Raw genomic sequence first — 13,455 nt, 5'->3', positions numbered from 1 at the left:
CTGATACTAAGATTTATCAGTAATTATTTTTTGATGAACTTCTCTGTAAAGTTTCTTCCTTCTGTTTCCACATTCAATAAATAAGCTCCGGCAGATAGATTTCTAACGTTTACCTGATCGCCATTGAGTGTTGCATCCACTCTTTTTCCGGACATATCATATACTTCAACATGTTTAATTTTGTTAGGAGTTGTGATTTTTATAACCTCAGTAGCAGGGTTTGGATAGATGGACAGTTTCACATCATTTTTAACGGCATCTTTCGTAGATAACGCTGCTTCATTATTGATTTTAATATTATCGATATAGGCCGAACCTCCATAGTTGTCATGTACAAAATCCATTCTGTTAATATTATTATTACTGAATGGCTGTCCTGTATAGATTAGAGCATCGTTCAGGAAATATTGGATTCCTGTAGCCGTAGAAACTATTTTTACCCTGTACCAGGTATTGGCATTCCAGGTCTGGTTGGTATTAACCAGATTACCGGATCCTGCTGTAGCGAGTAAAATACTTCCGTCATAAGAAAAATCGATATAGGTAACAATTCCTCCAGCTCCTGTTGTACTTACTGTTCTAAAAACAAAATCTGAACTGGATGTACTTTTTTGGGTAAGTCTTACATCAAATGACTGTGTAAAGCTGTTATATGTCAGGGGTGTCGTAAAGGTATAAAAGCCACCCATTACCGGGCTCTGTTGCGGCCCATACGCTGGATCCGGAGTGATTTTAAAACTATTTGATCCCTGGCTTGCTATTTCAGATGACACCAATTGGGTTGTTATATATACCGGCGGTACTCCTCCATCATTGGTAGTAACCCAACCCTGCTGTCCATTAATGTTCCCTGCTGTATATCCTTCACTGGCTTCAAAAGAAATGGTCTGCTGGGCAAAAGATGATATTGAAATCAACGAAATTGCGAAAATGTAAAGTTTCTTCATGATATTTTTTTAGTTTCAAGCAAATATATACGTTTTAAATCTAAAAAACAAAACACGTTAATTTTTTACACATATTAACGAATTAACATAATATTTTTAATCAAAAATCGTAAAGATATTAAATCCAAGAAAGAATATCAATGCCGAAAAATCATCCATGAATACATTAAAACGCTAAAAAGATCCCATGTTTCCAGAGGTAAGAAATAATTTAGCGGATGATCACTTTTTCTGTAAAATTTCCTCCTTCGGTTTTAACATTGACACTATATATTCCTGCGCTTAAGCCTTTTACCTCTATTTTATTGTTGTTTATTTCCGTCTTTATGAGTTTTCCTGTCTCGTCATAGAGGTCAATACTTTTTACTTTGGCAACTGTATTAATATTGATAAAATCATGGGCGGGGTTAGGATAAACCGCAATTTCCTTAGTGTTTTCTTTAGAATCATGTACCGCCATTACCCCCAGTTCACTATTAATTTTGATATGATCAATATAAGCTAATCCCAATGAATTATTATGGACGAAACGAAGCTGGTCTATATTTAAAGAATTGGCGGCTGTTCCTGTGTAGATCAGCACATTATTAAGGTAATACCGCACATCTGTGGCACTTCCTACTATTTTTAACCGAAACCAGGTGTTAGGTATCCAGATTGAAGGCAGGGAAATCAGATTCTGTATACCTGAAACCGTGTTTAAAATCTTTACCGATCCTGTTTTTTCAAAATCCAATCTCACCACAGACTGGTCATCAATACTGTTTACACCCTGAAAACCAAAATCAGAGCCGTTGAACTGCGACATGTTGATATCGAATGATACAGAAAAATTGTTGGAAGCCAACGGTGCCGGAAGATTATAAAACCCTCCTATGATCGGATCATTCTGAGTTCCATATGTATTTTCTTTTACGATTCTAAGGGAACGGCTACCATCACTGGCTTTATCCATGCTGATGGTCTGATGGGTAACATTTTGCGGTATACCTCCTGTGGGAGTACTGATCCAGCCTGTCTGCCCATTGATATCTCCGGTGTTAAACCCTTCATTAGACTCAAAGGAAATGGTCTGCTGAGCTAAAATGCATATTGAAGATAGCAAAATTGCAACTGAGTAGTATTTTTTCATAGTAAATCAAGTTTTGTATTAAAAATATAAACTTTCAATGAATAGTGAAATAACTTATTGCAAATAAAAATTAACCCTTTTATTTTCAGTGAATTTAATTTTTAAAATTCTTAAAAAGACTCTGCCAGCAGTTGATAACAGGATAATATAAAGCAAAAAATAAGGTATCTCTTTCCAGAAATACCTTATGATATCGTATTATTGATCAATTACTTTGAATAATTCTCAAAGAACAATGGAATACTTTCAATCCCTTTATAGAAATTGAACAATCCATAATGTTCGTTTGGAGAGTGGATCGCATCAGAATCCAACCCGAAGCCCATTAATACAGACTTAGCCCCTAACACCTGTTCAAACATGGCGGTAATCGGAATACTTCCTCCTCCTCTGTATGGAAGCACCTCTTTTCCAAACGCAGATTCCATTGCCTGTTTCGCAGCAGCAAATTCTTTTGTATTGGTTGGTAAAACATACGGCATTCCTCCATGGTGAGGAGTCACTTTTACTTTTACTGTATCCGGAGCGATTTTTTCAAAATATTTCGTGAACTTTTCCGTGATTTCCTGAGGAGTCTGGTAAGGAACCAAACGCATTGAAATTTTAGCAAAAGCTTTTGAAGGAATTACAGTTTTAGCACCTTCTCCTGTGTAACCACCCCAGATTCCGTTACAGTCTAAAGTAGGACGGATAGAAGTTCTTTCTAGAGTAGTATATCCTTTTTCACCTTCGATATTGCTTAACCCGATTGATTTCTTGAATTCTTCCGGATTGTCTTTCAATTTGTTCATTTCAGCTCTTTCAGCATCTGAAACTGTTTCAACATTGTCGTAGAACCCATCAATAGTGATATGACCGTTTTCATCAATCAGATTAGCGATCATTCTTGAAAGAACATGGATAGGATTTGGAACCGCTCCACCATAAAGACCTGAATGCAAGTCTCTGTTTGGACCTTCCACTTCTACTTCTACATAGCTTAAACCTCTTAAACCAGTTGTTACAGTAGGTTGTTCATTGCTGTAGATATGGGTATCGGAAATTAAGATACAATCACAAGCTAACTTCTCCTTGTTCTCATTTACCCAGTCTCCCAAGCTTACAGAACCCACTTCTTCTTCTCCTTCTAAGATAAATTTAACATTGCAAGGAAGAGCATTGGTTTTCATCATGGCTTCAAAAGCCTTCAGATGCATGAAGAACTGTCCTTTATCATCAGCAGAACCTCTTGCGAAGATAGCTCCTTCAGGGTGTAATTCAGTTTTTTCAATATAAGGCTCAAAAGGTGGCTTTGTCCATAATTCCAACGGATCTGCCGGCTGAACATCGTAGTGTCCGTATACCAATACTGTAGGTAAGCTTTTATCTAAAATTTTCTCCCCGAAAACAATTGGATATCCTTTTGTCTGGCAAACTTCAACATTGTCAGCCCCAGCATTCTTAAGGTGTGCCGCTACTACATCTGCACATTTCAAAACGTCATCTTTATACGCCGGATCCGCAGAAATAGAAGGAATTCTCAATAACTCAAATAATTCATCCACGAAACGCTGTCTGTTTTCATTGATGTAATTTAATGTCTCTTGCATTGTAAAAATTTATTTTGTTAAAATTAAAAAAAATGCCTGGCAGGGACAAACAAAAAGAAAGGATTTTCCCAATCTAATGCTAATGAACCCCATAGCCCTCTTTTTAATAAAAAAATGCCCTGCAGAAACAGGGCACTTATATATTTTGTACTTCTAATTAATGTTCAGCTTTTGGAGCTTTATCAGCTTCAGCAGATTTTGCAGCAGCAGTACTGTCTGTTTTTGGAGCAGCAGCTTCTTCAGGTTTTGCAGGAGCTTCTTCTTTATGCTCTGCTGCAGCAGCTTCATGTCCGTGAGCTTCTCCCTGAGGAGCGTCAGAATATCTTTCTACTCCTTCTTCAAGTTTCAAAGTAGCTTTGTTTCCTCCTTGTGGAACTTTTTTACAGCTTACCGCTACCGTTGCAATCGCTAAACAGATAACTAATTTTTTCATATGTAAAATTATTTTTTTTAAAAAGTAATATGGAACCGCGCTATTTTTAATCTATTCTGACCCTCCAAACAGCAAGCGATTACATGCTTCAATTTTTGATTGCCCAAAAGTAAGAAATCCTGCTTTTTTCGGCAACATTTTTATACTGATTTTAATATTATTTTCCCTTTTTTGGATTGGGTAAAAATAAGATACTGATCTCCTCCGTCTTTTAAACCGTATTTCTTTTTGATTTCTTCAGGTTTTAAAGGGTAATTTTTTGCAATGATATTAAACTGCCCTTTCTTTTTAATACTTTTAGAATCAACAGATTCCATTTCCAAAATCCTTCCCGGAAAATTTTCAATCTTTTCAGTGGAAGTGTAAAGATGGCTGTTGGGATGAAGTTTTTTCAATCCGAATTTCAGGGAAATCAAATTAAAGACTCCCGCCTTCAAAATAGAATGGTTGGGAATATAAATGTATTTTTCTGGTTCAGAATATTCCGATTCTGCAGTTTCTTCTTCCCCAAATCTGAATGTAAAAGTCTCTTCTCCGCTTTCAAGGTTCACACAATTACAGATGATCTTATCCGTATTTTCGTTGGAGAGAAATACGACAACTTCTTTCACATCATTTTTGAGGGCAATAACATCAATTCTTGTAATACCGGGCAGCACAGAGACAAGATATTTAAGATCAATAAGAGGTGACAGTTTAACAACTACCTGACCGGAAATAGCCCGTAATTTTCCCTGAATTTCAAGAATATCAGGTGACAGGTCTTCTAAAAGAAAAACTTTGTTCTTTTGCTGGTCTCTCCTTGCCGGATCAAGATAAACAACATCGAAATATTCCTGATTTTCATCCAGAAAATCTTCGAGTTTTCTGTTGACAAATTTTGCCTTACAGCCCAGGATGTTCCAGTTATTTTCAACAATCTCTAAAAGCTCTGTATTCTGCTCTATTAAAGTGACATTCTCAAAATTTTGAGACAGATAAAAGGCATCAATCCCAAAACCGCTTGTAAGGTCAATGAATTTATTTCCTTTTAGAAATCCTGATTTATAAAGCGCTGTTTTTTCTGATGAAGACTGTTCAAGATTAAGCTGTGGTGGGAAGAGAATACCCTCTTTTAAGAGAAACGGAAATTTTCTCTCTGCCACCTGTTTTCCTTTGATCTGTTGTACAATTTCATGCATGGAAACCTCAGGAAAAGGGGATTTTTTTAGTAATAATGAGTGCAGATCTGTTTTTAGATTTGCATTGATATAGTTTTGAACGTCTTTGTTTAACAGTTTATTTCCCACAGATTCTGCCACTACTTATATTCATGTGTTTAAAATGCTTCGACTCCGCTCAGCATGACAATGCTAATGCTAAATGCCTAATTTACTATTGAGAGATTAAGACAGTATAATTAACCGTGTCATACTAAGCGGAGTCAAAGTATCACTATCTTAAAATTATCTTTTATAAAAAATATAGTCAGTCAATACCGGTGTTATACCTTTCTGTTTAAGCAAAGAATTGATTTGCCCTCTATGATAGGTAGAATGATTTATTGCATGAAAAAGCATTTCAAAAATGGTATTTTCAAACTTTGTTCCTCTTGAATTCTGATATTCTATTCTTTTATCCAAATCAAGATTACTGATAATGTCAATACTTTTAAGAAAATTCTTATGATTAATCTCCTCCAGGGATTCAAAGGGATTGATCTGCCATACTTCAAAGGTTTCCTCTCCCAATATCCGGGCATTCCAGATCTGTTGTGCATTAAAGGTATGATTTATCAAACTGACCGTTTTATCGTTAATAAGCTCTCTGTTTTCAGAAATAACTTTAATCATCTCAGCGTTGAAATGATGGGTATATTCAAATAAATCTATCAGTTTTTCTTTCATTACTCAAACATTTCAGCCCAGCGTACGGCTTTTATTTCTTTTTCGCTGTAAAGATCCGTAATAGACTTTTTAACGTCTAATTTAGGGTACAGATTCACTCCGATCAGCTTTATTTTACCTTCTTCAATCCATTGCTGCTCTTCAATCGCATGATCATAGATTTTTTTCTGAATAGCTCCCTGTTTCAACAGCTCAAGATATCCTCCTGCTTCTTCAATTTCAACAAATAAAGCCCATGCTTTTTCTGCAAACTGCCGGGTAATATCTTCAACATAATAACTTCCGTTGGAAGCATCTTCAAATACGTTGATGATACTTTCATATGCCAGAACAATCTGTTGCTTGAAAGAGATCTCTTCCGAGTTATCCGTACTTCTGTCTACAAGATAATTGTTGGAGAAAACAGCGTCTGCTCCGCCAATCATGGCAGAAGCAAGCTCCAGGGTAGAACGGATCAGGTTGTTTTCATTATCTGAAACAGCTTTATTTCGTAACGAAGTTTCAGCAAAGATGTAAGGAACTACATCCAGTCCGTATTCTTTTGAAAGCTGGTTGAAAATAATCTTAAAAGCTCTCAGCTTAGCCATTTCAAAGAAATAACTTCCTCCTACAGCTATTCTGAAAATCAATTTATTTAAAATTTCAGCTCCATACACTTCTGCTAACTCCTTAGCTTTCGCAAGGGCAATTCCAAGCTGTTGATAGATGGCAGCTCCGGCATTCTGATGCAGTGAGATATCTACGCAGATATTTCTTTTAAAATCTTTTGAAAGTAATTCTTTTACCAGCTGATCATCAATACTTCCTTCTTTTTCATTAAAAACATCAATCAGTGAAAAATACTGGTCTTCTTCTTTAGGACTGATGTGCCCTGCAAGATCTTTATTATTCACAAAAATGGTTTTCTGATCCAGATTTTCTACATTCTGATCCAGCATAAATGCAAATACTTCTTCTTCCAGACTTTCGTGGTATCTTGCAACCAGATGGGTACTTTCTTCAACTCTTGGCAGGTTTACCAAAGGCTTCTGAACTTCAGTATAAAAAGGCTTCACTTCTATTCCTTCCAGATTCTGTTTTTCTAAAATGGGATAAATATCCTCTGTTTTAAGTTGTTTTTTGACCAGGTTTTCCCAGTTTGAAAGTATATCTGTATTTGACATTAGTTTTTTATTTGTGAATTGTTAATGGTGAATTTTGCTTTGCAAGTGAATTTTTAAAAACTAAAAGTTAATTTCATCATTAACGTAATTCTATTCAACTTTTATTACTTTTTAGCCACTTTTGTGCTGTCTACCACCAAAATGAAAATTTCTTCATTCGGTTTTTTCATAAAATAATTTTCTCTTGCGTATTTTTCTTTTTCTGACTTGTTGTTCATCAGTTTCTTATAAAAAGCATCATTTTTTTCGTACTCTTTCTTATAATAATCCAGCTGCTCTTCATATTTATGAATCTCACCATTCAGTTCATTAATAACAAGAAATGAAGTTTTATCGAAAAAAATCATCCATACCAAAAACAGACAGATCGTAATGGTATACTTGTTCAAAACATATTTCTGGATAAGTTTGAATGTTTCAGATTTCGGCTGAATGTCTTTGATAAGGTTGTTTTCTTCCATTTTTTAATGTTTTTTCAACGAGTTTTTAATAACAGTAGTTAAAAAATCAATGGCTACGGAATTCTGTTTCATATTGGGGATAATAAGATCGGCTTCATTTTTAGACGGCTCGATGAATTCCTGGTGCATTGGTTTCAATGTGGTCTGATAACGGTGCAATACTTCGCTCAGATCTCTTCCCCTTTCCTGGGTATCTCTCCTGATCCTCCTGATCAGTCTTTCGTCAGAATCTGCATGAACAAATACCTTCAGATCAAATTCTTTCAGCAATTCTTTGTTGGTCAAAACAAGAATTCCTTCTACTACCAATACGTTTTTAGGTTCTACAGTGACATGATCTCCTGTTCTGGAATGTGTAACAAAGCTGTAAATCGGCTGTTCAATCGGCTCATTGTTTTTTAAAGCTTTTACATGTTTTATCAGTAAGTCAAAGTCTATTGATTTCGGATGGTCGTAGTTCAGAGCTTCTCTTTCCGTCAATGTAAGACCCTGGTTGTCGTGATAATAATTATCCTGAGAGAGGATATTCATTCCCTCAATATCAAGCTGCTGAAGTATCTTATCAACAACTGTAGTTTTGCCGGATCCTGTACCACCGGCAATTCCTATTACAAGCATTGTTTTTTTGTTTCTTTATAGTTGGTACAAATATACTATTTTAGATAAAATATGACAATGTAAGAGTATTGAGAAATTAAAAGATTAAAGGATTTAAAGATTAAAATACATTCCGGAAACCGGCAGGTCTTTATGATTAATTGGTATTACTCAACTTTCTTTTTGGGATTTAATAAAAAAAACCGACAATTCATTTGCCGGTTTTTTATTTTATACGATTTCGCTTGTTAATTCGCGCGAAATTAATTTTTCATGCATAGGCTTCAGAACATCCATTGAGCCTGTTTTTACGGTACATTTGCCTTTGTAATGAACAAGGATTGTGCATTGCTCAGCCTGTTCCAGCGTATGCTTGCATATTTCGATCAGACAGTCTATCACATAATCAAATGTATGGATATCATCGTTATGCAGTACCAGTTTATAAACTTCATCCGTATCATCCAGAACAAGTACTTCTTCTTCGTACTGACGTTTTGGATTTTCGTAATCTTTTATGCTGTTATAAAAATTCATTTTTATTCTTTTAAACTTCTCCTATTTTGTCTGCCAGATTATCAATCGCATTAGGTTCCTGATAAACAAGTTCCACCAGTTCAACACTCTTGTTATTCATTTTCAGAATTTTAAAGTGATAGTCTGCAAGATCAAACTCCTGGTTTTCTTCAGGGATTTCTTCGAGCTCATAAAGAATAAATCCGGCCAGTGAGTTGTACTCGCTTTCTTCGGAAAGAGGAAGTTTTCTGGGAAGGAATTCATTGATTTCCTCCAAAGGCTGTGTAGCCTGTACCCAATAGGTATTATCCGCTATTTTATCAACGATTTTTTCTTCATCGTCTTCTTCATCCTGAATTTCTCCTACCAATTCTTCCAGAATATCTTCCAGTGTAATAATTCCTTCAGTTCCACCAAATTCGTCAATAACAATGGCGATGTGCTGTTTTTTAAGCTGGAAAGTCTTCAGTAAGTCTGAAACTTTTTTACTTTCCACCACGAAGAAGGCGTCACGCATTAAGTCTTTAAGATCTTCATGATCAAGATCTCCTTTTCTCTTCACAAATTCTCTTATAATTTCTTTTGTGTAGAAAATTCCGATCACATTATCAATAGAATCAATATAAACTGGAATACGAGAGTAACCGCTATCCATTATTTTGTTGATAATATCATTGATATCTTCTTCAAAATCAATAGAGGTAATATTCTGCCTTGGAACCATGATCTGTTTTGCAGAATGATCTGTAAAATCAAATGCATTTTTGATGATCTCATAGTTCTCTTCTTCTATCTCTCCACTGTCTGCACTTTGCTTTACCAAAAGCTGAAGTTCTTCTGTAGAGTGAATTTCCTGTTCCGAAGCCGGGTGAATTTTCACAAGTCTTAAGAAACCATTTGACATGGAATTCATCAACCAGATAAACGGTTTAAAAATCGTGTAAAAAACTCTCAACGGAACTGCTGTTGCCATTGTAGTGGCTTCAGATTTTCTGATCGCGATTGATTTTGGAATAAGCTCACCGAAAACGATGTGCATGATGGTAATCAATACAAAACTGGTCACCACTGAAATGGTGGTAATCGTTGTTTGTGTCAAGTCTATATTAAACGAATGAAAGAGGCTTTCAACCACGTGGTGCAAGGCGCTTTCTCCCACCCAACCAAGGGCAAGGGATGCTAATGTAATTCCTAATTGTGTAGCGGAAAGATATTCATCAAGATGCTTGATAATATGTTCTGCCTGCTTAGCCATAGAGTTTCCTTCTGCAGCTTTTAGCTGAATTTGAGAGTAACGAACTTTAACAATTGAAAATTCTGCGGCTACGAAGAAGCCATTGAGTAAAACAAGAAATAAGGCCAGCAAAAGCCTGACTATGTCCGAGTCCATTTAGAGATTGTATAAATTTTATTAGGTACAAAGATATGTAAAATAAAAATAACCTGAATCCGGGATAGATTATTTCGATGGAGGAATTTTCGGAACAGAAAGTGACACAATAAAATACCGCTATTTTCAAATAAAAAAAATAATTGGAACAACGACTCGTTTTTCAACAGAAACGATATTTTTAAGCGGTAAATATCCGTTTCAGCCTTCCACAAACATAAAAGCACCGATAAATTCGGTGCTTTTATGGTATAGTAAAATAATTCTTTATGAATTTTTCAAAGCTTCTGCTCCGGAAACAATTTCCAGGATTTCGTTGGTAATTGCAGCCTGTCTTGCTTTGTTGTAGAAGATCACAAGATCATTCTTTAAAGCCTGAGCATTGTCTGTTGCTTTATGCATTGCAGTCATTCTCGCTCCGTGCTCAGATGCTACTGAATCTAAGATCGCTTTGAAAACCTGAGTTTTGATAGACTTTGGAATCAGGTTATCTAGGATTTCAGCTCTGTTAGGTTCAAAGATATAATCCGTTTCAACCTGCGGCTCAGTATTTTCCGGCATTGAGATAGGAAGAAGCTGTTCTGTAGTAACTTCCTGAGTAGCAGCATTAACGAATTTGTTATAGATAACATAAACTTCGTCAAATTTACCTTCTCTGAAGCTTGTCATTACCCCTTCAGTGATATGAGCAACTGCATCAAAGTTCAGATTATCATATACAGTACTTCCATTAGTATATACCTTACGGCTTTTTCTCACAGCATCATATACTTTTTTACCTACAGGAAGAACTTCAATCTCGTACTGAGCGTTGTTCTGAAACTGAAGGTTAAGCTCTTTTACGATAGAAGAGTTAAAAGCTCCCGCAAGACCTCTGTTTGAAGTAACAGCGATGAATAGTACTCTTTTAACCTCTCTTTTCTGAGCATATACAGAAATCTGATCAGGATCAGAGCTAGAATTTACATTCTGGATAAGCTCCTGTAATTTTTCAGAATAAGGTCTTAACATCACGATTGCATCCTGTGCTTTTTTAAGTTTCGCTGCGGAAACCATCTTCATAGCACGTGTAATCTGCATCGTAGATGAAATTGACGTAATTCTGCCTCGTATTTCTTTTAAGTTTGCCATTAATTTGGGTTCAAAGTTTAAGGTCTAAAGTTTAAGGTTTAAAACGCTATATTTCAAACCTTAAACATTGAATTTTTTAGTTGTATTTAGAAGCTAAATCGTTAGCTGCCTGCTTAAGAACACCTGTAATATCGTTATCGATTTTTCCAGCTTTGATAGCAGCCATTGTATCCGGGTGCTTAGATCTAAGGAACTCGATGTATTCGTGTTGGAATTCTTTAATCTTGTTCAATGGAACGTTTCTCATTAAGTTTTCTGTTCCGGCATATACGATAGCTACCTGACTTTCTACAGGAAGTGGTGCATTTACCGGCTGCTTAAGGATTTCTACGTTTCTTTCTCCTTTAGAAATTACTGCTAAAGTAGAAGCGTCAAGGTCAGAACCGAACTTAGCAAACGCTTCCAATTCTTTATACTGAGCCTGGTCAAGTTTCAATGTACCAGATACCTTTTTCATTGATTTGATCTGAGCGTTACCTCCTACCCTTGATACAGAGATACCTACGTTGATTGCAGGACGAACCCCTGAGTTGAATAGATCAGACTCCAAGAAGATCTGTCCGTCTGTAATAGAGATTACGTTTGTAGGGATATACGCAGAAACGTCACCAGCCTGAGTTTCGATAATCGGAAGGGCTGTTAATGAACCACCACCTTTTACAATTGGCTTAAGAGACTCCGGCAAATCATTCATTTGCTTAGCAATGTTATCATCAGCGATTACTTTTGCAGCTCTTTCCAATAGTCTTGAGTGAAGGTAGAAAACGTCTCCAGGGTAAGCTTCACGGCCCGGTGGTCTTCTCAATAGTAGAGAAAGCTCACGGTAAGCAACAGCTTGTTTAGATAAATCATCATAAACGATAAGCGCCGGTCTACCAGTGTCTCTGAAGAACTCACCGATAGAAGCTCCTGCCATTGCAGAATACACCTGCATTGGAACTGGATCTGATGCGTTAGCTGCAACGATTACCGTATAAGCTAAAGCTCCTTTATCAGAAAGCGTTTTAACGATTTGTGCTACAGTAGAAGCTTTCTGACCGATAGCAACATATATACAATATACTGGCTGACCAGCATCAAAGAATTCTTTTTGGTTGATGATCGTATCGATAGCAACAGTAGTTTTACCTGTTTGTCTGTCACCAATGATAAGCTCTCTTTGCCCTCTTCCTACAGGAATCATCGCATCAATTGCAACGATACCAGACTGTAAAGGCTCAGTTACCGGCTGTCTGAAGATAACTCCAGGAGCCTTTCTTTCCAATGGCATTTCGTATAAATCCCCAGTAATAGGACCTTTACCATCGATTGGGTTACCAAGAGTATCTACTACTCTTCCTAACATACCTTCTCCTACTTTGATAGAAGAGATTCTGTTTGTTCTTCTTACTGTATCACCTTCTTTTACTAATTTACTTTCACCAAGTAGAGCAACACCCACGTTGTCTTCTTCAAGGTTAAGTACAATACCTTCTACATCACTAGAAAATTTCACCAACTCTCCGTATTGTACGTTTTCTAACCCGTATACACGAGCAATACCATCACCGATGGTTAAAACTGTACCTACTTCCTCAACGTTGGATTGAGTATCGAAGTTGGCCAATTGCTGTTTTAAGATCGCAGATACTTCTGCCGGATTTATTTCTGCCATTGTATGGTTGTTTTTCTTAATTTAATTGGAAATCTTTTTTAACTTGGTTCAGTTTTGTCTTCACAGACGCATCTACCTGCTGGTCACCTACTCTCAGAATATATCCTCCAAGAATTTCAGGCTTAACATTTACTTTCAGATCAAAGTTTGAATCAGCATTTACAAGATTTGTAGATCTTAAAATCTGGTCAAGGTTCTCTTTTGAAAGCGGAGTTGCCGTAGTAAGCGTTACTCTTTGTACACCACTAAGGTCTTCTACTTTGTTGATAAATTCCTGAGCAATATTTTTCAATTGGTTTTCACGTCCGTGCTTAATAACCAATCTGATCAGGTTTTGAGAAGAAACAGATAAACCTTTGAATATTTCGTTTGCTACTTCTATTTTCTTTTTAGAATCGATGTAAGGAGTAAGGAAAAACTTGTTTAAATCTTTAGATTCAGCCATTACCTTTACTACATCTTTCATTTCTGAAAATACAGTAGCCGTTTGCCCAGCTTCGTTGGTGAAGTCAAGTAAACCTTGTGCGTATCTTTTAGCTACTTTAGATGTAAGCAT

14 protein-coding genes are annotated in these 13,455 nt (G+C 36.3%); all 14 read right to left on the bottom strand.

All coding sequences use genetic code 11. The features are described from left to right. Positions 1 to 23 precede the first annotated feature (23 nt). The gene (locus AB1278_RS11255) at positions 24 to 947 is read right to left on the bottom strand and encodes a T9SS type A sorting domain-containing protein (RefSeq protein WP_429814335.1); all 924 of its coding nucleotides are present in this window, start codon (positions 945 to 947) and stop codon (positions 24 to 26) included. Positions 948 to 1,158: 211 nt separating this feature from the next. Next, positions 1,159 to 2,079 (bottom strand): T9SS type A sorting domain-containing protein, encoded by a 921-nt coding sequence (locus AB1278_RS11250; RefSeq protein WP_429814332.1) that lies wholly within the window; start codon positions 2,077 to 2,079, stop codon positions 1,159 to 1,161. A 209-nt stretch (positions 2,080 to 2,288) separates the two neighbouring features. Beyond that, positions 2,289 to 3,668, bottom strand: coding sequence for a dipeptidase (locus AB1278_RS11245; RefSeq protein ID WP_429814329.1), 1,380 nt, complete (start codon positions 3,666 to 3,668; stop codon positions 2,289 to 2,291). 157 nt (positions 3,669 to 3,825) lie between these two features. Next, positions 3,826 to 4,101, bottom strand: coding sequence for a hypothetical protein (locus tag AB1278_RS11240; RefSeq protein ID WP_429814326.1), 276 nt, complete (start codon positions 4,099 to 4,101; stop codon positions 3,826 to 3,828). Positions 4,102 to 4,241: 140 nt separating this feature from the next. Then, on the bottom strand, positions 4,242 to 5,402 hold the full coding sequence (locus tag AB1278_RS11235; protein ID WP_429814323.1) for a class I SAM-dependent methyltransferase: 1,161 nt from the start codon (positions 5,400 to 5,402) through the stop codon (positions 4,242 to 4,244). A 144-nt stretch (positions 5,403 to 5,546) separates the two neighbouring features. Beyond that, on the bottom strand, positions 5,547 to 5,987 hold the full coding sequence (locus tag AB1278_RS11230; RefSeq protein WP_429814320.1) for a DinB family protein: 441 nt from the start codon (positions 5,985 to 5,987) through the stop codon (positions 5,547 to 5,549). Further along, on the bottom strand, positions 5,987 to 7,150 hold the full coding sequence (locus AB1278_RS11225) for a methylmalonyl-CoA mutase family protein (RefSeq protein ID WP_202840697.1): 1,164 nt from the start codon (positions 7,148 to 7,150) through the stop codon (positions 5,987 to 5,989). The genes AB1278_RS11230 and AB1278_RS11225 overlap by 1 nt, the downstream gene beginning before the upstream one ends. A gap of 104 nt (positions 7,151 to 7,254) precedes the next feature. Then, positions 7,255 to 7,611: an FtsB family cell division protein gene (locus AB1278_RS11220; RefSeq protein WP_002979124.1), complete on the bottom strand. Its 357-nt coding sequence runs from the start codon at positions 7,609 to 7,611 to the stop codon at positions 7,255 to 7,257. A gap of 3 nt (positions 7,612 to 7,614) precedes the next feature. Next, on the bottom strand, positions 7,615 to 8,229 hold the full coding sequence (gene udk / locus AB1278_RS11215) for a uridine kinase (RefSeq protein WP_002979122.1): 615 nt from the start codon (positions 8,227 to 8,229) through the stop codon (positions 7,615 to 7,617). Positions 8,230 to 8,439: 210 nt separating this feature from the next. Next, positions 8,440 to 8,745, bottom strand: a complete 306-nt coding sequence (locus AB1278_RS11210) for an ATP-dependent Clp protease adaptor ClpS (protein ID WP_099049883.1) — start codon at positions 8,743 to 8,745, stop codon at positions 8,440 to 8,442. A gap of 10 nt (positions 8,746 to 8,755) precedes the next feature. After that, positions 8,756 to 10,114, bottom strand: a complete 1,359-nt coding sequence (locus AB1278_RS11205) for a hemolysin family protein (RefSeq protein WP_110010266.1) — start codon at positions 10,112 to 10,114, stop codon at positions 8,756 to 8,758. A gap of 267 nt (positions 10,115 to 10,381) precedes the next feature. Further along, positions 10,382 to 11,245, bottom strand: a complete 864-nt coding sequence (gene atpG / locus AB1278_RS11200) for an ATP synthase F1 subunit gamma (protein ID WP_110010267.1) — start codon at positions 11,243 to 11,245, stop codon at positions 10,382 to 10,384. Between the two features lie 76 nt (positions 11,246 to 11,321). Further along, complete coding sequence (gene atpA / locus AB1278_RS11195) at positions 11,322 to 12,899, bottom strand: F0F1 ATP synthase subunit alpha (protein ID WP_110010268.1); 1,578 nt, start codon at positions 12,897 to 12,899, stop codon at positions 11,322 to 11,324. Positions 12,900 to 12,915: 16 nt separating this feature from the next. Beyond that, entirely contained in the window at positions 12,916 to 13,455 is a 540-nt protein-coding gene (atpH, locus tag AB1278_RS11190) for an ATP synthase F1 subunit delta (protein WP_002979112.1), read from the bottom strand.

The organism is Chryseobacterium sp. NRRL B-14798, from assembly GCF_050470705.1.
GTDB lineage: Bacteria > Bacteroidota > Bacteroidia > Flavobacteriales > Weeksellaceae > Chryseobacterium > Chryseobacterium cupriresistens.
The sequence above is the reverse complement of the archived record's forward strand: the minus strand, read 5'-3'. Positions and strand labels throughout refer to the sequence as shown.